Annotated in this window: 25 protein-coding genes, 1 pseudogene and 1 riboswitch; of the genes and pseudogenes, 9 read left to right on the top strand and 17 right to left on the bottom strand. The window is 37.7% G+C overall.

The window, feature by feature from the left end; translation table 11 throughout:
* Window positions 1-10 precede the first annotated feature (10 nt).
* The 4 genes from trxA to K364_RS25685 form a co-directional block, all read right to left on the bottom strand.
* Window positions 11-337 carry a thioredoxin TrxA gene (gene trxA, locus K364_RS0112520; RefSeq protein ID WP_028308304.1) on the bottom strand — a complete coding sequence of 109 codons (327 nt, stop codon included), beginning with the start codon at window positions 335-337 and terminating at the stop codon, window positions 11-13.
* Between the two features lie 56 nt (window positions 338-393).
* Complete coding sequence (gene trxB / locus K364_RS23995; RefSeq protein ID WP_035269236.1) at window positions 394-1,623, bottom strand: thioredoxin-disulfide reductase; 1,230 nt, start codon at window positions 1,621-1,623, stop codon at window positions 394-396.
* Window positions 1,624-1,654: 31 nt separating this feature from the next.
* On the bottom strand, window positions 1,655-2,032 hold the full coding sequence (locus tag K364_RS0112510; protein ID WP_028308303.1) for a GrdX family protein: 378 nt from the start codon (window positions 2,030-2,032) through the stop codon (window positions 1,655-1,657).
* A gap of 181 nt (window positions 2,033-2,213) precedes the next feature.
* Window positions 2,214-2,315: riboswitch (glycine riboswitch) on the bottom strand.
* Window positions 2,316-2,463: 148 nt separating this feature from the next.
* The gene (locus K364_RS25685) at window positions 2,464-3,681 is read right to left on the bottom strand and encodes an MFS transporter (protein WP_028308302.1); all 1,218 of its coding nucleotides are present in this window, start codon (window positions 3,679-3,681) and stop codon (window positions 2,464-2,466) included.
* A 367-nt stretch (window positions 3,682-4,048) separates the two neighbouring features.
* On the opposite strand from K364_RS25685, the pseudogene K364_RS27940 reads away from it, so the two are divergent.
* Window positions 4,049-4,348 (top strand): annotated as a pseudogene (locus K364_RS27940) (sugar diacid recognition domain-containing protein); the annotation flags it as partial.
* Complete coding sequence (locus K364_RS27600; protein ID WP_422857227.1) at window positions 4,343-4,903, top strand: methyl-accepting chemotaxis protein; 561 nt, start codon at window positions 4,343-4,345, stop codon at window positions 4,901-4,903. The pseudogene K364_RS27940 and the gene K364_RS27600, both read left to right, overlap by 6 nt.
* Window positions 4,904-4,918: 15 nt before the next feature.
* Here the strand turns inward: K364_RS27600 and K364_RS0112495 are convergent, their stop codons facing one another.
* Window positions 4,919-5,755, bottom strand: coding sequence for a sulfite exporter TauE/SafE family protein (locus tag K364_RS0112495; protein ID WP_028308300.1), 837 nt, complete (start codon window positions 5,753-5,755; stop codon window positions 4,919-4,921).
* 248 nt (window positions 5,756-6,003) lie between these two features.
* Window positions 6,004-6,666, bottom strand: coding sequence for an undecaprenyl diphosphate synthase family protein (locus K364_RS0112490; RefSeq protein WP_028308299.1), 663 nt, complete (start codon window positions 6,664-6,666; stop codon window positions 6,004-6,006).
* Window positions 6,667-6,855: 189 nt separating this feature from the next.
* On the opposite strand from K364_RS0112490, the gene K364_RS0112485 reads away from it, so the two are divergent.
* Entirely contained in the window at window positions 6,856-7,701 is an 846-nt protein-coding gene (locus K364_RS0112485; protein WP_028308298.1) for a nitrilase-related carbon-nitrogen hydrolase, read from the top strand.
* Here the strand turns inward: K364_RS0112485 and K364_RS0112480 are convergent.
* The gene (locus tag K364_RS0112480; RefSeq protein WP_035269232.1) at window positions 7,684-8,574 is read right to left on the bottom strand and encodes an AEC family transporter; all 891 of its coding nucleotides are present in this window, start codon (window positions 8,572-8,574) and stop codon (window positions 7,684-7,686) included. The two genes, K364_RS0112485 and K364_RS0112480, sit on opposite strands and share 18 nt — an antisense overlap.
* Window positions 8,575-9,007: 433 nt before the next feature.
* Between K364_RS0112480 and K364_RS27595 the strand changes: the two genes are divergently transcribed.
* Entirely contained in the window at window positions 9,008-9,136 is a 129-nt protein-coding gene (locus K364_RS27595) for a hypothetical protein (RefSeq protein WP_277995583.1), read from the top strand.
* A gap of 34 nt (window positions 9,137-9,170) precedes the next feature.
* Here K364_RS27595 and K364_RS0112470 read toward each other — a convergent pair whose 3' ends face one another.
* From K364_RS0112470 to K364_RS23975, 7 genes are all read right to left on the bottom strand, one after another.
* Window positions 9,171-10,385 (bottom strand): reductive dehalogenase, encoded by a 1,215-nt coding sequence (locus tag K364_RS0112470; RefSeq protein WP_035269228.1) that lies wholly within the window; start codon window positions 10,383-10,385, stop codon window positions 9,171-9,173.
* A 32-nt stretch (window positions 10,386-10,417) separates the two neighbouring features.
* Window positions 10,418-11,101 (bottom strand): response regulator transcription factor, encoded by a 684-nt coding sequence (locus K364_RS0112465; RefSeq protein WP_028308295.1) that lies wholly within the window; start codon window positions 11,099-11,101, stop codon window positions 10,418-10,420.
* Window positions 11,098-12,657 (bottom strand): ATP-binding protein, encoded by a 1,560-nt coding sequence (locus K364_RS0112460; RefSeq protein ID WP_028308294.1) that lies wholly within the window; start codon window positions 12,655-12,657, stop codon window positions 11,098-11,100. Before K364_RS0112460 ends, K364_RS0112465 begins: the two co-directional genes overlap by 4 nt.
* Before the next feature lie 140 nt (window positions 12,658-12,797).
* Entirely contained in the window at window positions 12,798-13,130 is a 333-nt protein-coding gene (locus K364_RS23985) for a hypothetical protein (protein WP_051534043.1), read from the bottom strand.
* 27 nt (window positions 13,131-13,157) lie between these two features.
* Window positions 13,158-14,540, bottom strand: coding sequence for a reductive dehalogenase (locus K364_RS25680; protein ID WP_051534042.1), 1,383 nt, complete (start codon window positions 14,538-14,540; stop codon window positions 13,158-13,160).
* Window positions 14,541-14,712: 172 nt separating this feature from the next.
* The gene (gene tatA, locus K364_RS0112445) at window positions 14,713-14,916 is read right to left on the bottom strand and encodes a twin-arginine translocase TatA/TatE family subunit (protein WP_028308293.1); all 204 of its coding nucleotides are present in this window, start codon (window positions 14,914-14,916) and stop codon (window positions 14,713-14,715) included.
* A 349-nt stretch (window positions 14,917-15,265) separates the two neighbouring features.
* On the bottom strand, window positions 15,266-16,471 hold the full coding sequence (locus tag K364_RS23975) for an FMN-binding protein (RefSeq protein ID WP_051534041.1): 1,206 nt from the start codon (window positions 16,469-16,471) through the stop codon (window positions 15,266-15,268).
* A gap of 170 nt (window positions 16,472-16,641) precedes the next feature.
* Between K364_RS23975 and K364_RS23970 the strand changes: the two genes are divergently transcribed.
* The 5 genes from K364_RS23970 to minC are packed head-to-tail and all read left to right on the top strand — an operon-like array spanning window position 16,642 to window position 21,155.
* Entirely contained in the window at window positions 16,642-17,898 is a 1,257-nt protein-coding gene (locus K364_RS23970) for a hydrogenase small subunit (RefSeq protein WP_051534040.1), read from the top strand.
* The gene (locus tag K364_RS0112420; RefSeq protein WP_028308292.1) at window positions 17,895-19,304 is read left to right on the top strand and encodes a nickel-dependent hydrogenase large subunit; all 1,410 of its coding nucleotides are present in this window, start codon (window positions 17,895-17,897) and stop codon (window positions 19,302-19,304) included. Before K364_RS23970 ends, K364_RS0112420 begins: the two co-directional genes overlap by 4 nt.
* Window positions 19,305-19,315: 11 nt before the next feature.
* The gene (locus K364_RS0112415) at window positions 19,316-19,906 is read left to right on the top strand and encodes a cytochrome b/b6 domain-containing protein (protein WP_028308291.1); all 591 of its coding nucleotides are present in this window, start codon (window positions 19,316-19,318) and stop codon (window positions 19,904-19,906) included.
* Between the two features lie 12 nt (window positions 19,907-19,918).
* Window positions 19,919-20,416 carry a hydrogenase maturation protease gene (locus K364_RS0112410; protein ID WP_028308290.1) on the top strand — a complete coding sequence of 166 codons (498 nt, stop codon included), beginning with the start codon at window positions 19,919-19,921 and terminating at the stop codon, window positions 20,414-20,416.
* 40 nt (window positions 20,417-20,456) lie between these two features.
* Entirely contained in the window at window positions 20,457-21,155 is a 699-nt protein-coding gene (minC, locus tag K364_RS0112405; RefSeq protein ID WP_028308289.1) for a septum site-determining protein MinC, read from the top strand.
* Between the two features lie 40 nt (window positions 21,156-21,195).
* On the opposite strand, the gene K364_RS0112400 is transcribed toward minC, so the two are convergent.
* The 3 genes from K364_RS0112400 to pyk form a co-directional block, all read right to left on the bottom strand.
* Window positions 21,196-21,534 (bottom strand): hypothetical protein, encoded by a 339-nt coding sequence (locus K364_RS0112400; RefSeq protein WP_028308288.1) that lies wholly within the window; start codon window positions 21,532-21,534, stop codon window positions 21,196-21,198.
* Between the two features lie 140 nt (window positions 21,535-21,674).
* The gene (locus K364_RS0112395) at window positions 21,675-23,081 is read right to left on the bottom strand and encodes an oxaloacetate decarboxylase subunit alpha (RefSeq protein ID WP_028308287.1); all 1,407 of its coding nucleotides are present in this window, start codon (window positions 23,079-23,081) and stop codon (window positions 21,675-21,677) included.
* A gap of 81 nt (window positions 23,082-23,162) precedes the next feature.
* Window positions 23,163-24,914, bottom strand: coding sequence for a pyruvate kinase (gene pyk / locus K364_RS0112390; protein ID WP_028308286.1), 1,752 nt, complete (start codon window positions 24,912-24,914; stop codon window positions 23,163-23,165).
* Between the last annotated feature and the right edge of the window lie 6 nt (window positions 24,915-24,920).

Genomic DNA, 24,920 nt, shown 5'->3' with positions numbered 1-24,920 from the left:
CTTCACCCCCTTACGTGTTTATTTTTAATAATTCATTAATTTTGGCCTCTACATCCTCTGCAGTGAAATCCTTTGACATCTCTGCTACCTTTTCACCATTTCTATAAAAGACTATTGTAGGCAATCCTAAAACCTTTTGTCCTATTGACAAACGACGGTTTTGAGATACATCAACCTTTCCAAACTTCATTTTGTCTCCATATTTTTCTGCAAGGGCTTCAATTTCCGGCATTAATTCTTTACAGGGCTCACACTTTGGGCTCCAGAAATCAACTAAAACCAACTCAGAACTACTTAATACCTGTGCATCAAAATTCTCCTTGTCAAATACATGCATCTTTTTCACCTCCATATTTTTAAAATCTATAATAAATATTAAACTAAAACCCTGGCTTAAACAGTTTCTCTGCCTGCTGCAAGTTCCCTTAAAACTTCCTGACTTATGGATCCCTTTAGTCTATTAATTACTTCGCCATTTTCAAAAACCAGCACTGCAGGTATGCTTTCTACATTATATCTGTTTGCTACCAGGTGATTTCTGTACAGGTCTATCTTCACAAGCTTGGTATTTGCCAATTGATTTACATTTTGTTCTAATAATGAAACCGCCTCAATACTTTCCTCTTTTTGCGGACTCCAGAAGGCAACCAATACAGTGCCTTGAGCATTTAAAACCTGCATTTTGAAGTTTTCTTCTTCTGCCAGGTATTTATCAGCTGCAAAGGCCGCAATGGCCCCATCTGCTGCTGCCGTTACAACTTGTCTAAGATACTTTTGGTTTGCATCCCCTGCTGCATAAACTCCTGGAACTGAAGTTTCCATTTTCTCATTAACTATAATATACCCCTGGTCATTCAAGTCTATTTTTCCTCTTAAAAACTCTGTATTTGGCACGTAACCAACAAAGAAGAATACGCCATTTGTTTCCATATCAGTTATCTCGCCTGTTTTTAAATTTTTAATTACCACACTTTCTACAATGCCATCTCCCTTGATTTCTTCTAATACTGAATTCCAGATAAAATGAATTTTGGGATTGGCAAAGGCCTTTTCTTGACTGGCTTTATTTGCATCTAATATGCCTTCATCATGGATAACAATAACAGTAACCTTCTCAGCAAACTTGGTTAAATAAATTGCTTCCTCAATGGCTGCATCTCCATTTCCAACAACTATCACATCTAAATCCTCGTAAAAGTCTGCATCGCATGTTGCACAATATGATACTCCCTTGCCAACAAATTTTTTCTCGCCCTTAATGCCCAGGGAACGAGGATTGGCACCTGGACACAAGATAACGGTTTTTCCATAAAACTCTTTACCCTTTTTAGTCCTAACAATTTTAATCTCCCCATCAAGGTCCAAATCTACTGCTGTTTCTTTTTCAATGATGACCCCAAAGTCTTCTGCATGCTCCTGCATGGCCTTCATAATACCTGGGCCTGTCGCACCTCTTCCAAAACCAGGGTAGTTTTCCATTTCTTCAGTTGTTGCAGCCTGACCACCAGGTCTGCCCTTTTCTAAAATAAGTGTTTTAAGTTTAGATCTTGCTCCGTAGATACCCGCTGTTAATCCTGCAGGACCTCCTCCTACAATGAGAATATCCCATATTTCCTTTGTCACTTTCCCAACCTCCTTGCAGATAATATATTACTTAATTTTGTAAGCTTTCCACTGCTGACTTAACTAGTTCCAGATCGATACTTTGATAATCCTCTAGGACTTTTTCAGTATATTGACACCCAGTATGGACGAATTTTTTATACGCAATAAAGGAGTTCTCTATCAGTTCTAAAGATTTAAAGTCAATTTTCCCTATTAGAGGTTCCCTGGTAATTAGCAGGGACCTGTAGGGCGTTTCATTGGGTTTAATACTGCCTGCCAGTGGATGCATTAACAAGCCATGACCCTTATGAACATAATCACGAACCCTTGTTAGAACCTCAAATAAAACACCATCCACTTTCTCAGTAAAATCACCGTATTTTTTCTCCACTAAAGGGTTGTTTGTTACAAGAAGAAAATTCATCATCTATCACCTGTTTAAATATCCATACTTTTAAATGTAAAAATCTTAAGTGTAAAAAAATTTAACAAACAAAAAAGACAGAGAATCAACGAACTTAGTCGCCTTTCCTCTGTCTTAAAACCTGAGAGATTAACAGCTTAAAACCTGTTTTGCTCCTTCGGTGTCAGAACGCTTTCCAGAGTTGAGTCAAAATACGGTCCCATAACCTGAGAGTTTCGTTTTTGAATTGGCAACTCAAAACTTGCTCCTTCGGTGTTCTTTCGAAGAACTCTCCCGTATTTGTCATTCTCCAATATGTAATTGTACTAACTTTCATTAACTTAGTGATATTCTACCATTAACAATGGAACTTCTCAATACCTTTTATAAAAATTTATCCATATTTCCATTAAAGTAAAAAATAATACCAAAGTTTTTATACTAATGTGTATTACTTAATTGTAAGTTGTATTCCTGTATTCAGCAACGGGTTCCTTGACAAAAAACAGGGATATGGGCAGGGCAATTAACATTACAAAAAAGGTAAAGAAAAAAGTCATGTGCACCCCTGCTAATTCTCCCAGTATACCTGAAATGGCTGTTTGGGTAATCATGCCCATGCCCATTACCAATTCCAAGAAACCCATGCCAAATCCCCGATATTCAGGCGAGGTAAAGTCAGCTACAAGGGTTATACTCAAGGGAAAAACTATCCCTGTTCCTATACCACCTAGCAGGGCAGCAAATAAAAATATATAGAATTCACTGGCTATAAGAAAGGAGCCTGCTGAGATGGAACAAAAGACTATGCCGGCCAAGAATACCTTTTTACGCCCGAACCAGTCAATAGCCCTCCCACAAATTATAAAGGAGCTCAAGCGTGATAACCAGAAAAGTGTAAAAATGACTCCTATGCCTAGATGAGCAACTCCAAAGGTATCTGCTACTTTTGATAACAAACCCCAAAGGGAATATAAAAAGCCTGCATATGCAAAACCAGCATAGCATATTGGCCAGATTTTCTTAACTTCAAGGTAAAGATTTTTCATATTGCCCTGACGTGGATTTCCGTGACCGTAATGGGCCTCTCCAACTGCCTCTTTTACACCCAGCAGGACCGTCCCAAATACAATAATTCCAAGTATGGGGTAAAAGGGAAATACCTGAGTCAAACCCATGTATTCCATAATATAACCACCTGTTAAAGTACCTGTAGCCACCCCACCACCATATGCTGCAGAAAAATGCCCCATTGCCTTGCCTCTACCTTCAAAGGTGGTATTATCGGCAACTATAGCTTCAGCCACCGGCCACAGCATACCTCTGCTCATACCTTCTAATGTCCTAAAGACTAATAGCATCATAGGACTTGTGGCAAGGTAATACCCAGTAGAGGCTAATATAGACAAAATAATGCTCATGAGCAGTATTTTTTTACGTCCATACTGGTCTGACATTCTTCCTGAAAAAACTGTCATTGCTGCATAGGCAATTGAATATCCAGTCATTAAAAACCCAAGCTGCTTGTATGTAGCACCTAGCTCATCTCCATAAAGGGGAATTGCAGGAGCTGTCATACCCTCTCCTACAGATATGAGAAAAATAAAGATACCCATGAAAACTAATGTGTGTCTACTATGATTTTGAGTAACCTGCAAAGCTCTACCTGACATATAAACCCCCATTGGCCAAGAAAGATTAACTTTTTTTAGCACTATAAATGTATTTTACTTTATTAATGGGTATTATTAAACAGCTTTCTTTAGAATAATTGGATTGTATTTATGAAAGCACACTTTTTAAAGAATACTTTTTATTGTTTCCCAGCCTGTTGTAGATAGGTATTTATTAGCTTATCAAGTTTCATATGAAGAGGTATTACTAAATATCCACAGGAAAGCACCGGAAATCCATATCAACTGCTTATTTAACAAATATTTAGAAAAAAAATTATTGTCAAAGAATGTAAAAAAAGGTATATAAACTCATGTGTAGAATATAGGATAAATAAATACATATATAGAGGTCAAGGAGGTTAGTATGAAGATTCATAAGGAAATTGGTCAAAAAATGGTGGACATGCTGGCAGCTGAAACTGGTGAAAATGCCACAATATTTGTTGATGATGGCATAGTTTTGGTATCAACAATACCAGGTCGGGAAGGGAAGCGACATGAAATTGCTGCTAAAATAATGTCTGGAGTAATGGATGAATATGGTGTTTCTAAAGAAGAAGAGGCAGCCATGGAAAACATTAGAGCAGGTTACAATGTAGCTATTGATTATAAGGGTAAAAGGATAGGTGTTATTGGAATTACTGGGGATAAGGATATTATGAAATATCCCGTTAAATTTGCAAGTGCAGTTATAATTGCAAATCTTGAAAAATTAGAACAGGAACAGCTAGTTGAAAATGCCATTATAGAAATACAAGGCCAAATTCAACAGGTTTCTGCAGTTGCTGAAGAGATCTCCGCCAGCGCCCTTGAGGTAGCCTCAAATGCCAAGAATTTGGAAAGTACAGCAGACGAGGCCAGAAATGATGTTAATGAAACACAGAAAGTATTAGACACAATCAGAACCATAGCTGACCAAACAAACCTGCTTGGTTTAAATGCAGCCATAGAAGCCGCACGAGCCGGTGAGCATGGCAGGGGCTTTTCGGTAGTAGCTGAAGAAGTCAGGAAGCTATCCAATCACTCTAGAGGCTCAGTCCAAAGTGTAGAAACCACCCTCAGTAAAATTCAGGATATTATGCAAAAAATTACAACTTTAATATACGAAACCAGCAGTATAACAAAACAGCAGTCACAGGCCTTGCAGAATCTAACGGACAATATGCTAAAAATTCAAGGGGCAGTTAATTCTTTAGCCAGTCAGAAAAATAGGGTTTAATGCTTCATGCCCTATTTAAAATGTAACTAATGTAGCAATTATTCGAATTAAGGTGACTAGCAGTACTACAGCAAGAATCTTCTTCAATTGCTCGCCCCTTAGCCGCATGCTCACTTTACTGCCAAGTCTTGATGATAATATTCCACCTGCTGCCAGAAACAATGCAGGTATAAAAGGTATTTGACCGGTAATGGCTTTTCCAAAAAAACCTGCTGCACCCCCTGCCAATATGATGCCAAGGGAGGTTCCAATACATATTTTTATAGGTATTCTCAAGAAAAATGTTAAAGCAGGAATAAGTATGGCAGCGCCTCCTACTCCGGCCATCCCAGAGATCACACCAATTGAAAATCCCAGGGATGCTCCGGTTATTTTTTCTTTTCTTGAGGTCATATATGTTTCTACCTCTTCAATACTGTCAATGGAACAACTGTCATCTCCGCCAGAGACAGCCTTTACTTTTGACTTTTCTGTCTTAGGCTTTAGCAGCATAACAATGGACAAAGCCAGAACTAAAGCAAATACACCTAATAAAGTCTTTTCCATAACATACCTTGATGCAATGGCCCCAAAAAAACTTCCAGCAAGCATGGCGCCCCCAACAACTATGATTAAATTCTTACGCAGATTACCACCTTTAAAGTGGATGATAGCACCAGTCAGTGCTGCAAAAAACACCAGGGCCATTGACAGTCCCATTATTTCATGCATCGACAGGTTAAGTCCGAAGTAGGGCAAAATATATATCATCATGGGAATAAGAACTATTGCTCCTCCAATTCCCAGCAACCCTGCTAAAAAGCCTGATACTCCCCCTAAAAAAAATAGAATTATTTCCAGCAACCCAATCACTTAACCTCACTCCTTGAAATTATCAACGTATTAGCCTTTAGTCAAACACATTAATTATATCAATATTTTTTGAACCTGTGTGTATAATTTTAATAAATTGTAAAATTTCGCTTAATGATTAAAGGGCTTTCAACAAGCAACTTGAAGAGAACCCCCTGTGTATGGTAAAAACATTATATAATTTGTATATTGAACATTGACATTAGATATTTAAAAGAAGCCACCTACTTTTCCGATGTTCCTGTTAATTATCCACCTAAAGTAATGTCTTGAGTTTCATACCACCTCAGTGCATCATACAAGTGTTCTGGCTTATAGTCCGGCCAGAACTCATCAATAATATAAAAATCTGCATAAATTGTTTGAACAGGCAAAAAACCACTCAGCCTCCTCCTTCCTCCCCAGCGAATCACAAGGTCAATTCTAGAGATATCACCTGAAGCTATATTGGCGGGAAAATGGTCTCTAGGATTGCCAGGAGCGGTTCCCATTGAATATGCTCTATTAATGTCCCACCACCAGCTGTAATTCACCAAAAAATTCACTTTCATCTTCCCACTTCCAAAATTTGTCCTTTTGGTAAAGGGAAGCAGCTCAGATGGAAATAGGGGAGAATCAGTATTCCCCACAACAAGCAATGATGCATCCTTATCAGATAAAATCTTAACAGCATCTACACACGCCTTTTGAAAAGCTTTTGTTTGGACCGCTGGTCTTTTGGTGTTGTCCTGGGTAAATCCATAAAAGGTCATTTCTTTTACCCCCAAATCCAGACAAATCTTATAAAGCTCAAAACCAGGCTCTATGCCCTTTTCATACCCCATCTCCCTGGACATACCCCTGGCTTCTGCCCATCTCCTGTTTCCATCGGGTATTACACCTATATGATTGGGAACACGTTTAAAGTTCATTATTTCTATCTCCCTCCTGTAGAATATTTTTACTATTATTTCCCTATTATAAAAACACTAATCATCAAAAACAAAACCCATAAAATATACGAGGAGGATTGGATAGGATATAAGATAGGTTTGTCATAAAACAACAAATAAGCTATTATGTAGATATTTAAAATAATATTTTTGGGAGATTTAAAGCCTATGCAGAATACAAGAATTGCCCTGGTTCAAATGGAAGCTCTAATCAATGATAGAGAGCACAACCTTAAAAAGATTAAAAAATTTACAGAAATAGCAGCTGCTAACAAAGCCCATATTATCTGTTTTCCTGAAACATCAATCCACGGATACAGCAAAAATCTTCATGAAAAAAGTGCAGAGCCGCTAAATGAAGTATCTGGTATTCTGGGTGAGTGGGCCAACAAATATTCCATCTGTATTTTAGCCGGATTAGCCGAAAAAGCCCATAATAAAAAACCCTACATTACTCACCTGGTAGTTCAACCAGACGCAGAAATAGGGATTTATAGAAAAACCCATTTAGGCAAAAGTGAAAAGCCGTATTTTAGCGAGGGCAATTCCCTGCCTGTATTTAAGACCCCCACTGCCACCATCGGAATTCAAATCTGCTGGGATCTGCATTTTCCTGAGATCTCAACAATCATGTCTTTAAAGGGAGCTGAGATAATTTTTGCTCCCCATGCATCACCAACTATTGTTGGTGATAGAAAAAGCATCTGGCTCAAATATTTAACTGCCCGTGCCTATGACAATGCAGTATTTTTGGCAGCATGCAACTTAATAGGTGAAAACGGAGATGGTCAATCATTCTGTGGTGGGGCCCTGGTCATAAATCCCAAGGGCAAATTAATAGCACATGATTTCAGCAGCAAGGAAGGCATACTTTTTGCCGACCTTGATCCCGAATTAATAAATCGTATCAGAAAAAAAGATACTAAATCCATGAGGGATAGTTTCTACCTGCAATCTAGAAGACCAGAACTATACAAAGAACTCCTTCAGCAGATCTCAGCCGAGCAGGAGTAGAACTATCAATACAGTTCCCATGCTCAAAAAGGTGGTTATTAAAGTGATAGCTGAAACCAGCTGCGGATTGCAATCATACTGAATGGCCAGCATTGAAGATATGGCAGCTGTAGGTGTTGCAGCTGCCAGCACCATTATCTTTCTCAACAGCAGATCTATTGGCAGATACCATACCATTAAAAAAGCAATTACCGGCGATACCACCAACCTTAAAAAAACCGCCAGGGACATTGTACTCCACTCAATATTCTTGACCTTTATTTCTGCAAGCTGCATTCCTAGCGCCAGCATGATAGTTGGAATAGCTGCATCAGCTATCAAACTGATGGCTCCATAAATACTCTCATGCATTGGCAGTGACAAAGCCCCCCAGAGTATTCCGAGATATACAGCATGCATCATGGGCATGCTGCCAACACTTCTAACTACACTTTTAAAGCTTGTTTTGCCTTTTGCAGCATAATATACGCCTATAGTAATCTGCAGTACAGTATGAAATATCATAATGGGAACGATATAATCTAGGCCTCCTGCTCCATAAGCAAATAACACTAGAGGTATTCCGTAATTACCATTATTCATAAATCCAACAGCAAGAATCAAAGCATTTTGCTTTTCATCAGGGTAATTTTTCCATAGCCCTATTCCTTTGATTATTATAATAAAAATTCCAGTCAAGGCCACCGTGTATAGAAAGATATACAAGTAGTTTAAACTTAATGGGTTATCATAGAAGGTTCTAAATACCAGGGGCGGAAACATTAAATATATAGCCATGGTAGAAATTGACTTAATATGAAGCTTAAAAGCCTTTTGTGCAGCAAACCCAGCAGAAAAGATTATAATAATTGGCAGAATAACTGATATGAACATTTTTATCTCCTAAGCTTTTGTATTTAATGGACTTTATAAACTTCTATAAAGATACAAAAACTCCTTTTTACTAATCACAAACAGCATCCATGTTATAATACGAAGAACTTCAAAGGAGACATGTTGGTGAGTATATATTCTATTATGTGTATTTTTATTTATTTATTTTAACATATGTTTTTTATTATTATTAATATTTATTATTCATTATGATATTGCTCAACTTGTCACATGTATAATTTCAGCAAATAATAACACTTGAATGAATTTATAAACGGGATATTCATTAGTTTTATTTATAATAAAGACAATTAATTTGAATTGTCAGAATGTTAGATAATTGTTGATTTTATATTTATTCAGGAATACAATGATATTAGAAAAATAAATTGTAAATCGGAAAATAAAAATTAAACGAAGGGAGGAGACTCCAATGAAAAAAAACGATAGCTGCCACTGCTACAAGTGCTCCTGGTTTATTACTCAAAAGAATTACTGTGTAGCCCAAGACAAAGATACCACATCCCTAACTGGGTGCTGCAAAGAATATAAAAACAAATAAGATGAATTAATTAAAGGGCCTTTAATAAAGGCCCCTAATTCTTTCTTGGATTTTTTAATTTTTTCCAAAAATCCTTGCTATTTTTGCTTGAGGGTTTAAGACTCTCATCTTCCAGGGTTTCCAGTATTGTATCCATGGTAGATTTATCAAAGCCATTTAATAGTCCCTTTGTCCATTTATAACCCCGGTTATAAGAACAAACGGCCATACATATGTTACAATTTGTGCCACATTCACTCCAATACTGAAAACACTTTTTATGATTGAGCACCCATCTTAAATATCCTGGATTCATGGTTTCATCTAAAACCTGGCTGGATTTTGGCTTGCTGGTGATTGCATTAGCCGGACAATGTCTTGCACATTTTTTACAAGCTTCACAAAACTTTGTTACTCCAAAATCAATTGGATTGTCTGTGAGCAATGGCAGATCAGTGATAATCTTTGCTATTCTACATCGTGAACCAAATTGTGGGTTAATAAGCTTGCCGTTTCTACCCATTTGACCCAACCCAGCATCTATTGCAAGGGGAATGCTAAGGGCTGTGCAGTTTATGCTGGGTATAGCCTGGAAGCCAAGACCTCTAATTGTTTCAGCTAAAATTGAGGTGGCAGCAACCATTTTTTCATAAACATGCAAACTGTTAATAAATGATAAAAGCCCTGGTGCATGAATTAAAAAGTCATACTCCATTTCAAACAAAAGGACTATAGCTAAAGTTAGCTCCTTAGGTATGACACGAGTTTTATCATCTAATAAAGTGGGCTTGCCAATACTAGCGTATTTAACATCATCATCAGAAAAAATAATAGGATAAGAGTTTTTGGTTTCATCATCAAGCCAGTGGGAATAGACCCATCTGCGATCAAGAATACCTATGCCAACCTCACTGGCGCCAAGCATTAATGCAGTTTTTTTTAGATACATGGTCATTTCTTTCTCAGGTAGAGAAGCTCTATTGGTTTCTTCATTTGATGTCCAGGTGTTACCGTACTTGTCACAGATATTTAGCCCATATCCTGTCTTATGCAGGTATTTTAAAACTCCATTAGCCAGGGCATATTCATATTCACTATAGCCCTCTTTTGACTGCTGTACATGCTCTAGCAGATTGGTTCTCCTGGTATTTTCCAAGGCAGAAAACTCAGCATTCCAAAGAGTCTGGGTCATTATATTAAACTGTTGATTAAACCTTTTGTAATTTTTTTTAATTCCATACATTTCGTTAATATTGGCAGCTTTATTCATCGTAATATTTGCCCCCAAAATCATTAATACTGCTATTCTAATAATTTATAACCAACAGTTGGAATAGTATGTATCCAGCCAGGTATCCCTTCTGTCAATCCCAGCTTTTGTCGGAGTTTAGCCACACATACCCTTAGATAATGGGTTTCATCCCTATATTCATGGCCCCATACCTTTGTCAAGAGTACCTCATGAGTTAAAACGCAACCTTTATTTTTTACAAGTTCACCTAGAAGTTTAAATTCAGTAAAAGTTAGCTTAACTTCTTCTCTCTTGACAAAGACCTCATGTCTTAAAAAATTAACAGTTAAATCTCCAACAACAATTTCATTTTCCAGTAAAATATCTTCATCCTTTATTCTGCGAAGTACTGCTTTTACCCTTGCAAGGAGTTCGTTTATTTCAAAGGGCTTGGTAATGTAGTCATCGGCTCCTAATTCAAGTCCCTGTACTATATCAATAGAACTATCCTTAACTGTAACCAGGATTACTGGTACATCTGAAAACCCCCTTATCCTTCTTAAAACCTCAAAGCCATCTAGCTTGGGCAGCTTCACATCCAGCAAGATAATTTCAGGAAGATATTTTTCATATAGGTCCAGGGCACTTTGGCCGTCTTTGGCCACATATACTTTGTACCCACTGGCAACCAGGTTAGCTTTTATAAAGCGTAGTATTTTTTCTTCATCTTCAACAACTAATATTTTGTTTTTCATTTGCAATCACCTTCCTTGGATTGGGTGTTTATTGGAAGGGTGAAATATATACTGGTTCCTTTATTGCCGTTACTCTTAGCCCATATACTGCCCCCGTGGGCTTCTATGAATCCTTTGCAGATGGCTAAACCCAATCCTGTTCCTTTAAGAGATGAATCTTTAGAACATCTATAGAACTTATCAAAAACCTTATTCAGATCACTTGATTTAATACCCGGGCCATTATCCATTATTAGAAATAATATGGCTTTTTCATCATAGTAATCTACTTTAATATTAATTTTAACATTCTTCCTGCCGTATTTAATTGAATTTTCTATGATATTCATGAAAACCTGCGTTATTCTTTCTTCATCAATTTCTAAAATATCACTAATATAATTTTCAATTATGAAATTAGATTCTGGTATCTGTCTATAGTAGATCTTAATAAAATTTTCTATTTTGGAAATAAGCTTATCAACTGTAATTAAGCCCTTGTGCAGCTTAAGAGCTGAAGCGTCAATTTTTGATATGTCTAAAAGTTTCTGAATGAAGTTATTTAAACGAGTGCATTCGTCAGAAATATCCATCAAAAAAGAAGTTTTAGCATCCTCATCCCAGGTTACATCCTTCCTTAATAAAGTTCCAGAGATCCCTTTTATAGTGGTCAGGGGAGTTCGCAGTTCATGGCTAACCATTGCTATGAGATCATTTTTAAATCTATCCATTTCCTTATCTCTGGTAATATCATTAAACAGATACCCATAACTTGGAATATTATGATTTCTGCCTTTAATAATAAATCTGCTAATTTTTAAGTACTTGCCAGATTTAGTTTCAATCTCATATGAATAAAAATCATTATTTATGGATTTGCCAGTCTCTAGATAGATTTGTGTTTTGACAGGTTCTTTACTAATATTAAACAAATGTTCTTCCAAATTATTATAAGTTTGTATTGGATGCTTTAAATCTAACAATTCTACAGCCCTTTGACTACAAAAAATAATTTGTTCAGCATTTTCTATGATCACTCCTTCTGCCAGACTTTCCAAAACAGATACACCGCAGTCTTTAAGATCGTCTATTGTTTTCTTGGCTATTTCCATCCCTAGAGCCAAAGAAATTTCATTAGCCATGATTTCAAGTAAAGTCATTTGGCTTTTAGGCAAAGCTTTGTTGCCTTTTCTCAGCAGAAGAAAGATCCCTACAACCTCATGGGAAATCCTTAAAGGTACTGTTATTAAAGTATGATTAGCTAAGTCTTTTAGAGAAATATACTCCTTGAGACAAGCAGCATCATATATACTGGTTTCGCCTGCAAATACATTAGAAAACAACCCATATGGGAATCGCATATCTAACAAGCCATTAATATTGGCTAATGGCTTAAGATGTTTGTCTCTACCCTTAATAAATACTGCTGCATCTTCTCCTTGATAGCCATTTATTATCATTTCTAAAAGATCCTCTAGAATACATGTACAGCTGGGCGAAATAGTAATAATATTTGAAAACTCATAGAGAACTTCCAGGTGTATTTGGTTTATTAATTTATCCTTTTGCTTTTCCATATGGGTTCACTCCTATGCTTATAATAATACACCAAAGCAATGGGAAGTCCTCCATTTTATCTAAATGTTTGATTGACAATTTAAGTTAAAAGCCCGGTAGAAAGCCGGGCTTAAAAGCACAAGTAAAGTATATGGTATTTTTATGCCTGGACTTCTTCTTTAATCTCTGGTTTAATCTCTGGTTTAATTTTTGGTTTTTTTAGATTTCTATTAATGGAACCAATTGCTGCACCTATTAGTATTAGCCCTGGCAATCCCATAAATACCAGCGACATTGTTGCTGCCTGCCTTTCTAATTCAGCAATTGAACCAACATAAACCTCAATGTTAAATACAATTAACAATACTCCCAAAGCAATAAGTACTATCTCATACCATTTCATCTTGTATTGTTTTTCCTTTGTCCAGGAAAAAAGCCTTACACCTCCAATCCCCATAGCCAGCCCAAGGAGCATCCACCATATAAAAGCCATCCTAGCACCTCCATTTTTAGATATATTTTATAATTCGTAATGTCCAAATCTAGGCAGGTCAATATCCCACCATTTCTTTGGATCCTTGGCAAATCCATATCCAAACATATCATCAAACCTAACAAACATCCCGTTTAATGCCCTTGTGTTTGCTATTGTCCCTTTAATAGCAGCATGGATTACCGTATCATTTTTCTTGGTGTAAGTGCAGGATGCCTGGCAGTTAGCACAGCTTTCTATAGTCATATTCCATCTGCATTTAACTGCATCATCAAACCATGCTTTATGTCCGGGATTATTCCATGGCCCCTTAGTTTCCCATGTAGGTTCCCTTTCAAAACTAATTGCTTTAGCCGGACAGTGCTCAGCACATTTCATACAGGTTTTGCAAAAATCAATCAATCCAAAATCAATTGGCTTGTCATGGGCTAAAGGCATATCCGTTGCTATTGGGAATAATCTATTATTTAAACTGTAATCAGGACAGACCATTCTATTATGTCTGCCCAACTCCCCCATGCCTGCTTCAATGGCGTGCGGTACTGTAATAAAAGTATTGTTTTGGCATGGAATTGCTGTATAACCCAGCCAGCGGATAAACTCGGCCAGTGCTCCAATGGTCCAGGCCCCAAGTCGATATGCAATATTGCCTGTATAGCTTCCACCTATTGCAGTTTGGTGCAGGTATATGGCATCTACTGGCTGTGGTATTAGTAAAACAATCATGTTTTTTACCTTTTCAGGGATTACCCTTTTTTCTTCAGTTTCATAAGGCTCATTTACATTTTCAAATTCTATTCTGCGTCCATCTCCACCAACACTATAGGTCCATTCCTTGCGCAAGGCTGTTATTCCCACCTTTGCAGCCCCAAGGGCTCTGGCTGCATGCTTAAGATGCTTGGCGGCAATCTCTGGTGCAACATTATATGGGTCATAGCCTCTTTCCTGGGGTGTAGTAGCTTGAACAGGTGTCCATTGTAGGAAAGTTGAATTGGCAAAAGAACTCATTCCCGAGGCACTTGCCAGGGCTTGATCTAAAAGAGTCCAGCCGGGGATTTCCTCTCTTATTCCCCTATCTCTTAACTCCTTTGCAGCTTCAGCCCTTTCATTTTCCTTAGCATCACCCACATAGTTGCGATAACCCGGCCCCCTCACTGAACCATTTCTTTCATCAAATCTCTTGGTTTTGGAAAGATCATATGGAGTGGTAATTTGACTTACTGTTTTTACATACCAGTTCTTTCTTGCTTCCACAGGCTTTGCATTACTTGAAGCCTCTACTGTCTTTGCAGTTGCCATAGTTAGGGCTGTTCCCGCACCCACTACAGCAGTCCCTTTAAAAAGATCCCTTCTGCTGATACCAATACTTGGACTAGCTTCTTGTGAGATCTCTTTTTTTTCTTTAGACATATTAACCCTCCCCTTAAGATTACTTTCTAACAATTTGTAAAATATCTTGCATGAACAGGGTATCAAATTAAGTATTAAAATAGCATAAATAAGTTTTTAAAAAGATAAAAATTATATAAAAAACCATTATCCTTAATAGACAATGGTTTCTCTTTTACATTTTAAATTAAGCCTAGCTTTTCTCCTTTTTATCTTCCTTATCATCATCTAGCTTAACAACATCTTCCACTTCTTTTACCGATCCTCTAAAATCTCTAATGGCCTTACCAAGAGATTTGCCTACTTGTGGAAGTTTTCCAGGACCAAAGATTATTAAGACAATAATCAGTATAAGAATAATCTCCATGGGCCCAATTGTTGGCAGTATTCCAAACATATAAATACCTCCTTGGTTTAATTTTAGTTTAAACGAATAATCAGTTTATTAGGCAAGCAAATTATAATATCTCCCTTTATATCTCCCTTTTCACTTATCCATCCTGCATGTGAGCAAATATAATAAATTACAGCATTTACTTCCTCATTTAGTGGTAACTCAAAAACCCTTATTATTATCCTTATCAATTTCAGTTCTTTTTAATTATTTCTTTACCAAGATGAATGTCAAATGTGCAGTTTCATCCGTTACGGCAGAATTACTATTAATTCTATTTAATAAAAACTGATTATTCCTTGATAAAAAAATACCAGAATTAGCCCTGTTACAATTATTATTACTACATAAACTATGATTTCTCCTGCTTTAAGTCTCTTTTCTTCCAAGGGTTTTCTCCTCCTATTATATCCCTAATGGCACCTCTTACCTTTGAGGCAATATCCAGCAGCACACCAACTGGACAAAAAAAGCGACACCAGAACCTAAAAATAAACATTGAAGCAAAAACAACAATGGGCAGAATAAACCACTGCATTCCTACTCCCTGGAGCCCAAACATGGTTGGAAAAGGCTCATAGTTTACAAGAGCAGGATTGGCTGCCAAAAAGGCTATCATTAATGCAATCCATGTTAGTATATATTTAATTGGCCTAATATAACGTAAGTTTTTATTGTCTGCTTTTATATACCCCCCACCTACTTTTGCTAGTACTTCCTGTACTGTCCTGAAGGGGCACATCCCATGGCAGTATATATTTTTCCCTAATAACAAGGTTAACCCTAGTGTCCCAACTATTAATAACCACCAAAAAGTTCTTTCTTTGATGGGAGGAGTATACCCCAAGAATAATGAAGCAAAATTTGCTATTGATATTGCAGAATTAAGGTAAAAACCCAGGAATAAACCGCCTATTAACAGAGCAAGGTATTGAAGTTTTCTTGAAGACTTATATATACTAACCAATACCAGACAATACAGCAAAATAAGAATTATTTCATTTATGCCAAAGCTCCAAACTTTTTGTTTTAATTTTAAGTCTAGATCAAGAACAGTTTTGCCGACATTATAACTACCAAGAATAACTGCTTTTGCTATCGCATCAGAGGACACAGTTGCCCCACTTACAGCATCAACATTATGTTGATTGCCCAAAACATCAGTTATTCCGTTATTTTTAAACCTTTCAAAAAAACCTTGACCCTCTATTTTTAGCAGGAATGATAGATCTTCTTTATGATCAAGTAGGACTATTTCCTTGATTATTCCATCCTGATTTATTAAAACAGCTAGAAAAAGGGGGCCGCCATACCCATCAGCCTCAGCTATTGTAATATACTCTATAATACCGCTTTCACTGCTGTATGCTTCAAATATTAGCGGATTACTGCTAAGGAGTTCAATGTTTTCAAAATCAGGAAAATGCTTATACAGGTCTAATTCAACCTTATTTCTTATAAATCCATAACTATAAATTAAAGCTATTAATAATGATACTATGGCAATGTTTCTTATATAGGTAGAAATAGAAATCTTGTTTCGGCGTTTTCGTTCCACTATTAAATGCATCCCCTTTAATTGTTGACCAGCCTAATTATATGTTAATGCATTGGTTTTCAAGATACTAATAAAAAAAATATAAAATTATTTTTAGCTTCTAAATGCTTAATAATTTCCAGATTTTTTAGCCACACTAAATACAATAAAGTATTTGGTGGAGGGAGCTAATGCTTACAAGACGGGAATTTGTAAAATTATGTGCAGCAGGATTTGCTACTGCAGCCTTTCCACAGCTTTTAATGCCGCATTTATCTAAAGCTGTGGAATATCTTGGTAAACGACCACCTGTCATTTGGCTGGAATTAAATACGTGTACAGGCAACTTTCTTTCCTTCCTAAATACAATGGATCCTGGCTTGTTGAAGATTATTAATGAAATGATTGACCTTAGATTCAGCAATCAACTGATGGTGGCTGAAGGATATACAGCCATTAAAACACTATATGAAATACCGGAAAGATTCCCTGGGGAATACATCTTAATTGCAGAAGGCACCATTGCCACTAAGGCTCAAGGAAAATATGGGGTTATAGGCAACAAACTAGATGGCACACCCCTTACTCAATTGGAGGCTGCAAGTTATTTTTCAACAAAGGCAAAGTATGTCATTGCTGCAGGAACATGTGCGGCTTTTGGGGGGCCCTTTGCAGCTAATCCCAATCCCAGCAACTCCCAACCACTTCACAAGGTTGTTAAAGAACAGGTTATAAATGTACCTGGCTGTCCGATTCATCCTGATTGGCTGGTTGGAACTTTAACACACTTATTGCTTTATGGCATGCCAGACCTGGATGCAGATAACAGACCCAAGGATTTTTATGGAAAACTCATACATGATCACTGCCCTAGAAGAAACCACTTTAACAATGGTAATTTTGCAAAGCATCCAGGCGATGTCGGATGCACTTTTTTAATAGGCTGCAAGGGACCTGTTACCTTTTCAGACTGCCCAACCAGACAGTGGATAAGCACCCATAACAGCTGGCCAGTTGAAGCTAACACGCCTTGTATTGGGTGTGTAAGTCCAGGCTTTCCTGACCAGATGTCTCCCTTCTTTGTCCATCTGCCCAATATCAATGTACCCGGCACTGCTGTAAACATAAAGACCTTTGGGCTGCTTGCAGGTGGAGCTGCCCTTGTGGGAATAGGTGGGCACTTGTTGTTTAGCATTGTCAAGGGGAGAGTTCATAAAAACCTTGTTGGCGGAACCCAGACTAGCCATGTAGGAGAAGAATTGGTTAACAAACTAGAAAAGGACAAGGAAAAAGAAAGCATGATAAATGATTTACGAAAAACCGCAGATAAAACTACTTACTTTCAAAAAGAAACAAAGGTTAAACATAGATTATCAAAAAACAAGAAATCCACAGGCTTTCTGGCTGCCGTGACCAGGAAATTAATGAATAAGGGGAAACTGAAATGAAAAAAATAACAATCAGCCCGCTTACCAGGATAAATGGAACATGGCAATTAGATGTGTATGTAGAAAATGGAGTTATAAAAGAAGCCTTAAGCAGCGGAACATTCTTTAGGGGCCTGGAGGAGATATTGCAAAAGAGGGACCCTCGAGATGCATCTTATTTAACTGCTCGCATATGCGGCATCTGTTCAGTGGCCCATTCTATAACCTCTACAACTGCAATTGAAACTGGAGTAAACCATGAGGTGCCTAAAAATGCCACATTAATACGCAATCTTCTTTATGGCTCAGATATTTTACAAAACCATTTAAGACAAATATATGTGCTTTCTATTTTAGATTATGTAGAAGGTCCTGACCGTCCTCCCTTTACACCAAGATACACTAAAGGGTATCGACTGCCCAAGGCCTTAAATGCCGAGCTTCTTGGTCACTATTTTAAAAGTATTGATTTACATAGAAAAGCTCATGAAATGGTTACCCTCTGGGGCGGAAAAGCCCCTCATAATCATGGTGTAGTATTTGGAGGTGCAACAGTACATCCTACTTCAGGTATATTAAAGATTTTTACCTCAATGCTGGATGATATCAGGCAGTTTATCTATAACGAGCTATTTTATGATCTTGAGGTTTTAAGCAGGTATTATGATGATTATTACCAATTAGGAAGCACCAGGGGAAATTTCATTGCTTATGGAATGTTCCCTAAAACTGGTGACAAAAAAGATCTGCACTTTTCTGATGGAATTGTATTTAATTTAAGTCATGATATTCAAGAATTGGATGAGAAAAAAATTGCAGAGTATGTGAGGTATTCCTATTATTCTCAAAATAGGGAAGCCCTGCACCCCACCCAGGGCATTACAAGAGAAAACTATCCCAAGGAAGACGCATATTCCTGGATCAAGGCCCCAAGATATAAGGGGGAGCCTTTTGAGACCGGACCCATTGGCAGATTGTGGATAAGCAGCAAATATAGGCGGGGTTCTTCAACTCTAGATAGAATTTATGCAAGAGCATTAGAAACTAAAATAGTAAGTGATTTAATGCTGGAGTGGGTTAACCAGTTAGAACCAGGCAAGCCTATCCATAATCCAGCCACCCTTCCTGCAAATTTTCAGGGGGCAGGCCTTACTGAAGCCATGAGAGGAGCCCTGGGACATTGGATAACTGTTAGAAATGGCAAGATTACCCACTATCAAATTGTCACCCCTTCTGCATGGAACTGTTCTCCAAAGGATAACAGGGGAATAAGAGGGCCAGTTGAAGAGGCTCTAATTGGTACACCAATTGAGGATGTAAATAACCCAATTGAAATAGGTAGAATTGTAAGGTCCTTTGATCCCTGCCTTTCTTGTGCTGTTCATACTATTGAGGGAAATAAAAACATAAACACTTTCTGTATCTAGGAGGAAAACCATTGCAAAAAATCATGGAGCAGCCCCTGGCCATAAGAATTTTTCACTGGTCGTTTGTGGGAGCAACACTTATCGTACTTCTAACTAGCTTCTTAAAGGTATTTCGGGAATATAATTTTCTAAACTGGCCCGATACAACTACAAGTTTTTATCATCAAACCTCTGGCTTGCTGCTATTTTTTTTAATAATTTTTAGGATATACTACTCTCTCATCTCTGGCATGTGGACATATGACATACCTATAAAGAAAGAGTTTGCATCCTTTCTAGAGCTGAGCAGGTATTATGCCTTTCTGACAGAGCAAAAGCCCCCTGTTTTTCCAAAGTATAATATTGCCCAAAAGCTAACCTTTCTCAGTTGGTTTTTTGTAGTATTAATTCAAACCATAACTGGACTTATACTAGCCTTTCCGGAAGAAAGTAAGACAATTGTGTCTTTAGTTTTTGGAAACCTGCAAATGGTTAGGGTGATTCATTTTCTTACCTTTGCTTACTTTGTTATCACCATAATTCCTCATGTTTATCTGGTTCTAGTTGAAGACCCTGCAAAGCTCCAGGCAATGTTTACCGGATATTTGCAAAGGAAGGAGTAAGTAGTAAAAAAAATGACAGCTATCATGGGATACGGCAATGAATTAATGGAGGACGATTGGATAGGTCTTTTTATTGTGGAAAGCCTTAAAGAGTCTGCTCTTTTCCCCTGGGAAATAATTCATGGGGGAACTCCAGGGTTTAATGTGCTTTGGGATTTACTTGGTAGGGAGAAGTTGATAATCATTGATTCTGTTTTAAGTGAAAATACACCTGGAAAAATATTCAAGATTTCCAGCCAAGAGCTTTTAGACAATATTAACATGAATGGATTAAATTACAGCAGCAGCCATGGAATTAACTGGCAGGAAGTAATAGCAATTGGTATGAGTCAGTACCCTGACCTTTTCCCCAAAGAAATAACCTTTTTATTAATTGAGATAGTCTCTGTCAATCTGGCATATAAAACCTTTAGTCCGGCTATTGATAGCTGTAAGCATTCGATTGCAAAAAAAATAGAACAAGAAATCCTGTTAATTTTAAAGGAACAGCAGGAAATAAGTAGAAACTAATCGAATTATATAATAAGCTTAGCAACGGGCAGGTGTAAATATGAACCAAAACATCGTTACAATTAAGGGAACACCCAAATGTTTAGTTATACATATAGACACTCAATTTGACTTTTCTCAAATAAAAACTGCTTTAAGAAAGCATATCAGTCATGGAAATGGTTTTTTTAAAGGTGCAAAGTTTAAATTTCAGCCATCCAAGGACACATTATCACCTGAGCAGTGCAAGAAGCTGGAACAGATTTGCTTAGAATATGGATTAACGCCTATTATAGACATTAGCACTATTGACATGGAAAGCAGATTTCCTGAAGATAATAATTTTCAGGATCGATCAGTTGAAGTTTTAAACAAGTTTTTAGGCGTCTCAGAAACTGAACTGCGGGAACAGAGCCATTTCATTTCCAAAAGCATAAGAAACGGCGATAAACTGGCCTTTAAAGGAAACGTAATACTTCTAGGTGACATTAACCCTGGCTCTGAAATTGTGGCAACGGGAAATATCATAGTCATGGGTTCTGTAAAGGGAATTGTTCATGCCGGTGCAGAAGGCGATCTTAACTCATTTATTGTAGCTTCCATATTAGATCCATTGCAAATACGAATTGGCAGCCTCATAGCATGCAAGCCTGAAACAAATGAAAGTATTAAAAACCATACCCCTGAAATTGCACGGGTAGACAAAGACCAGATTATAATCTCTCCTTATTTAACTAGTGCCTTATCAAAAGCAAATTAATAAAGGAAATAGACAATCAGTCCCAGACTCATACTCAAGTCTAGGACTGATTCTTTATCTGGCTAAACTTTTCTAAAGCCATGGTAAGCAAAGACCTTTTTCTGCTATCTAGAATTTTAATAGTAGTATTGAAACTGTGTTGTTCTGAAGTTACCCTCAATTCGTTTTCAGTTAGCCTTAAGTCAACCTCACCTAAGGGAAAGCAGTATGTTTTCATTCCTAAAAAGGATTTTTTGAGTAAGTATATTTGTCTATTGGTCATAATTAGCGCTTCCTTTACTGATAGCTGCAGTGAAAAAACTGTTACCTCAGTGATTTTCACATTGCTTTTAAATGCCTGATTAAATTTAGGTAGCAAAGTTTCTAAAAGTTCATGCAAGGTTAATCACTCCCATGAAAAAAACTACTAGTTTATATCTTCACTATAAGGTGGCTTGTTCTCTATTGCTCTATTATTAGAGCTATAAGTAAAGTATACTCCAAGCGAGAGCCTAAACTAACCTGCTTTTTATAATAATCTCATACTGGATGATATGAACTTTCTCCATTCTTTGGACCTTCCATGGCAATGTTAAAGTCAACCTTGACCTTTTGTGCCATTCTTTTTTCCAAGAAGGGCTTGGCCACACTTGGGAATATGGCATAGGATAAGATATCCTCTTCCTTTTCCATGTAAGGTGCTATTTCCTTTCTTGCCTGCTCTATGCCTGGCTCTAAAAGGTCAGCTGGCCTAACATCTATAACCTCTTCATCACCTATTACTTTCTTGCGCACTTCTTCGTTAATTGGTGCCGGTGGTTTTCCATATGCCCCTTTAAGATATGCCTTTACTTCATTTGTTGCCATCTTGTATCTTTCTCCTACTAATACATTTAATACTGCCTGGCTCCCCACTATTTGACTGGATGGTGTAACTAGGGGAGGAAAGCCAAAGTCTTCTCTAACCCTTGGAACCTCATCAAGAACATCTTTTAATTTTTCAAGGGCATTTTGCTGGGCAAGCTGGGAGTAAAAGTTGGAAAGCATTCCTCCTGGTATTTGATAACGCAGAACATTTGTATCCACTCCATTACCTGCCATGTCAAATTCTTTATATTCTTTTCTAATCTCTTTAAAGTATTCTGCTATTTCTGATAACAACCCCAGATCCAGACCTGTATCATATTCTGTATCCCTAAGAGCTGCTACCATTGTTTCTGTTGCTGGCTGGGATGTGCCCATGGCAAGACTTGAAATGGCACAATCTATTACGTCAACTCCAGCTTCTACTGCTTTTAAATATGCCATGGATGCCATTCCACTTGTATAGTGGCAGTGCAGCTGAACTGGAAGCCCAACCTCTTCCTTGAGTCTTTTCACTAATTCATAAGCCACAGATGGTGATATTAAGCCTGCCATATCTTTTATGCAGATACTGTCAGAGCCCATTTCCTTTAAAATTTTGCCCATCTTTACAAAGTGGTGAACATCATGGAAGGGGCTAATGGTATATGATAGGGTTGCCTGAACATGGGCATTTTCCTGTTTGGCTGCTTCAATTGTTTTTTCCATGTTTCTTGGGTCATTTAATGCATCAAAAATCCTAAAAATGTCAATGCCGTTTTCTACTGATTTCTTTACAAAAAGCTCTGCAATATCATCTGGGTAATGCTTGTACCCGACCAGATTCTGCCCCCTCAGCAGCATCTGCAGCTTGGTCTTTTTAAATACCTTCCTGAATTTTCTTAGCCTCTCCCATGGGTCTTCATTTAAAAAACGCATACATGTATCAAAGGTAGCTCCTCCCCACACTTCCAGGGAATGATAACCCACCTCTTCTAATTTTTCCGCAATAGGCAGCATATGTTCTATTTTCATTCTTGTTGCTAAAAGTGATTGATGTCCATCTCTTAATGTTGTATCAGTAATGCCTATTTTTTTACTCACCAACTTACACCTCCTGGTAAATTGTGTCACTATACCTTTATCTTTTCGGCTGAAGACTAACCAGGGGAACCGTCCCCCTGGTTAGAGGGCTTTGGTGACACCTCTATATACTATTCCCCTTGCAGCATCAATTGTTACAGTAGAGTTTTCATCCAGCACCTTCATTGCGTCTTCACAACCAACTATAACAGGAACATTTATGCTTATTCCCACAACTGCAGCATGAGAAGTAATTCCACCCTCTTCTGTGATAATTGCTACTGCCTTCTCCATTGCCGGTACATATTCTTTATCGGTACCATGAGTAACTAATATGTCACCATGAGCTATTTTACTGACAGCATCTTCACCAGAGGAAACCTTCCTGATCTTACCTGTGACAATTCTATTTCCAATTCCTGTACCTCTAGCAACAATTTCACCAACAATATGTACCTTTAACAGGTTTGTTGTTCCTGGAACCCCTACTGGTACACCAGCTGTGATTACAACCAGATCACCCAGGGATATTAATCCCGATTCTAGAGTTCTTTGCACACCTTCAGTAATCATTTCATCAGTACCATTTGTTTCTCTAACCAGCACTGGATGAACAGCCCATACCAGGCACATTTTTTTTGCAACTTTTAAATATGGGGTCGCTGCTATTATTTTTGCCCTGGGTTTGTATTTGGAAACCATTCTGGCTGTAAAGCCAGAGGCTGTAGGAGTTATAATTGCAGCAGCATCCAGCTCCAGAGCTATATTGCATGTAGCATAACTAATTGCATCGGTTACTGTTTTTTGGGGAAGCATTTCCTTTTTGCCTAATATCTCTTCGTATTTTAATGCAGTTTCTGTTCTTTCCGCAATTCTAGCCATTGTCTTAACTGATTGGATAGGATATTTGCCAGCTGCAGTCTCTCCAGAAAGCATAACAGCATCACTTCCGTCAAAAATGGCATTGGCCACGTCATTAGCTTCTGCCCTTGTTGGCCTGGGATTTCTTATCATGGAATCAAGCATCTGGGTTGCAGTAATAACAGGTTTTCCAGCCTTGTTGCACTTTTCAATTAATGTTTTTTGAACAAGGGGTACCTCCTCCGATGGTATTTCAACCCCAAGATCACCTCGTGCAACCATAATTCCATCTGAAACAGCCAATATCTCATCTATGTTACTTACACCGGCCTGATTCTCTATCTTTGAAATAATATGAATATCAGCTTCATGCTCCTCTAGAATTTTTCTTATTTCTAGTACATCTGAAGCTGTCCTAATAAAGGAGGCTGCAATGAAATCAACCTCTTGCTCTATGCCAAAAACTATATCCTTTACATCTTTTTCAGTAATGGCAGGAAGATTTACATGAACACCTGGTATATTAACTCCCTTGCGGTTTGATAGCTCTCCCCCATTTAATATTTCACAATGAACTTCGGTGCCCACTACCTTCTTTACCAGCAGCTCAATTAGCCCATCGTCCAGGAGTATTTTGTTGCCAGGCTCAACATCCCTATGAATACCTTCATAGGTTACTGATATTTTTTCAGGGGTGCCCATAACCTGCTCAGCAGTTAAAATTATGCTATTCCCTTCACTAAGGGTTATTTTATCTCCTTCAATTAAACCTGTTCTTATTTCTGGACCTTTTGTATCCAGCATAATTGCCACTATCCTGCCTGTCTCTTTGGCCGCTTGTCTAACTAGCTTTATCCTATTTTCATGCTCCTCATGGGATCCATGGGAAAAATTCAATCGTGCAACAGTCATTCCCGATTGAATCATTTCTTTTAAAGTTTGAATATTCTCGCTAGCAGGACCTATGGTACATACGATTTTAGTGTGTCTCATAAAACA

The organism is Desulfitibacter alkalitolerans DSM 16504 (assembly GCF_000620305.1).
GTDB classification, from domain to species: Bacteria; Bacillota; DSM-16504; order Desulfitibacterales; family Desulfitibacteraceae; genus Desulfitibacter; species Desulfitibacter alkalitolerans.
The sequence above is the reverse complement of the archived record's forward strand: the minus strand, read 5'-3'. Positions and strand labels throughout refer to the sequence as shown.

Coding starts and splice junctions, on each gene's coding strand:
- trxA (WP_028308304.1), bottom strand. CDS start 337: ATGCATGTATTTGACAAGGAGAATTTTGATGCACAGGTATTAAGTAGT.
- K364_RS0112510 (WP_028308303.1), bottom strand. CDS start 2,032: ATGATGAATTTTCTTCTTGTAACAAACAACCCTTTAGTGGAGAAAAAA.
- K364_RS25685 (WP_028308302.1), bottom strand. CDS start 3,681: ATGTCAGGTAGAGCTTTGCAGGTTACTCAAAATCATAGTAGACACACA.
- K364_RS27600 (WP_422857227.1), top strand. CDS start 4,343: ATGAAATATCCCGTTAAATTTGCAAGTGCAGTTATAATTGCAAATCTT.
- K364_RS0112490 (WP_028308299.1), bottom strand. CDS start 6,666: ATGAACTTTAAACGTGTTCCCAATCATATAGGTGTAATACCCGATGGA.
- K364_RS0112485 (WP_028308298.1), top strand. CDS start 6,856: ATGCAGAATACAAGAATTGCCCTGGTTCAAATGGAAGCTCTAATCAAT.
- K364_RS0112480 (WP_035269232.1), bottom strand. CDS start 8,574: ATGTTCATATCAGTTATTCTGCCAATTATTATAATCTTTTCTGCTGGG.
- K364_RS27595 (WP_277995583.1), top strand. CDS start 9,008: ATGAAAAAAAACGATAGCTGCCACTGCTACAAGTGCTCCTGGTTTATT.
- K364_RS0112470 (WP_035269228.1), bottom strand. CDS start 10,385: ATGAATAAAGCTGCCAATATTAACGAAATGTATGGAATTAAAAAAAAT.
- K364_RS0112465 (WP_028308295.1), bottom strand. CDS start 11,101: ATGAAAAACAAAATATTAGTTGTTGAAGATGAAGAAAAAATACTACGC.
- K364_RS0112460 (WP_028308294.1), bottom strand. CDS start 12,657: ATGGAAAAGCAAAAGGATAAATTAATAAACCAAATACACCTGGAAGTT.
- K364_RS23985 (WP_051534043.1), bottom strand. CDS start 13,130: ATGGCTTTTATATGGTGGATGCTCCTTGGGCTGGCTATGGGGATTGGA.
- K364_RS25680 (WP_051534042.1), bottom strand. CDS start 14,540: ATGTCTAAAGAAAAAAAAGAGATCTCACAAGAAGCTAGTCCAAGTATT.
- tatA (WP_028308293.1), bottom strand. CDS start 14,916: ATGTTTGGAATACTGCCAACAATTGGGCCCATGGAGATTATTCTTATA.
- K364_RS23970 (WP_051534040.1), top strand. CDS start 16,642: ATGCTTACAAGACGGGAATTTGTAAAATTATGTGCAGCAGGATTTGCT.
- K364_RS0112420 (WP_028308292.1), top strand. CDS start 17,895: ATGAAAAAAATAACAATCAGCCCGCTTACCAGGATAAATGGAACATGG.
- K364_RS0112410 (WP_028308290.1), top strand. CDS start 19,919: ATGACAGCTATCATGGGATACGGCAATGAATTAATGGAGGACGATTGG.
- minC (WP_028308289.1), top strand. CDS start 20,457: ATGAACCAAAACATCGTTACAATTAAGGGAACACCCAAATGTTTAGTT.
- pyk (WP_028308286.1), bottom strand. CDS start 24,914: ATGAGACACACTAAAATCGTATGTACCATAGGTCCTGCTAGCGAGAAT.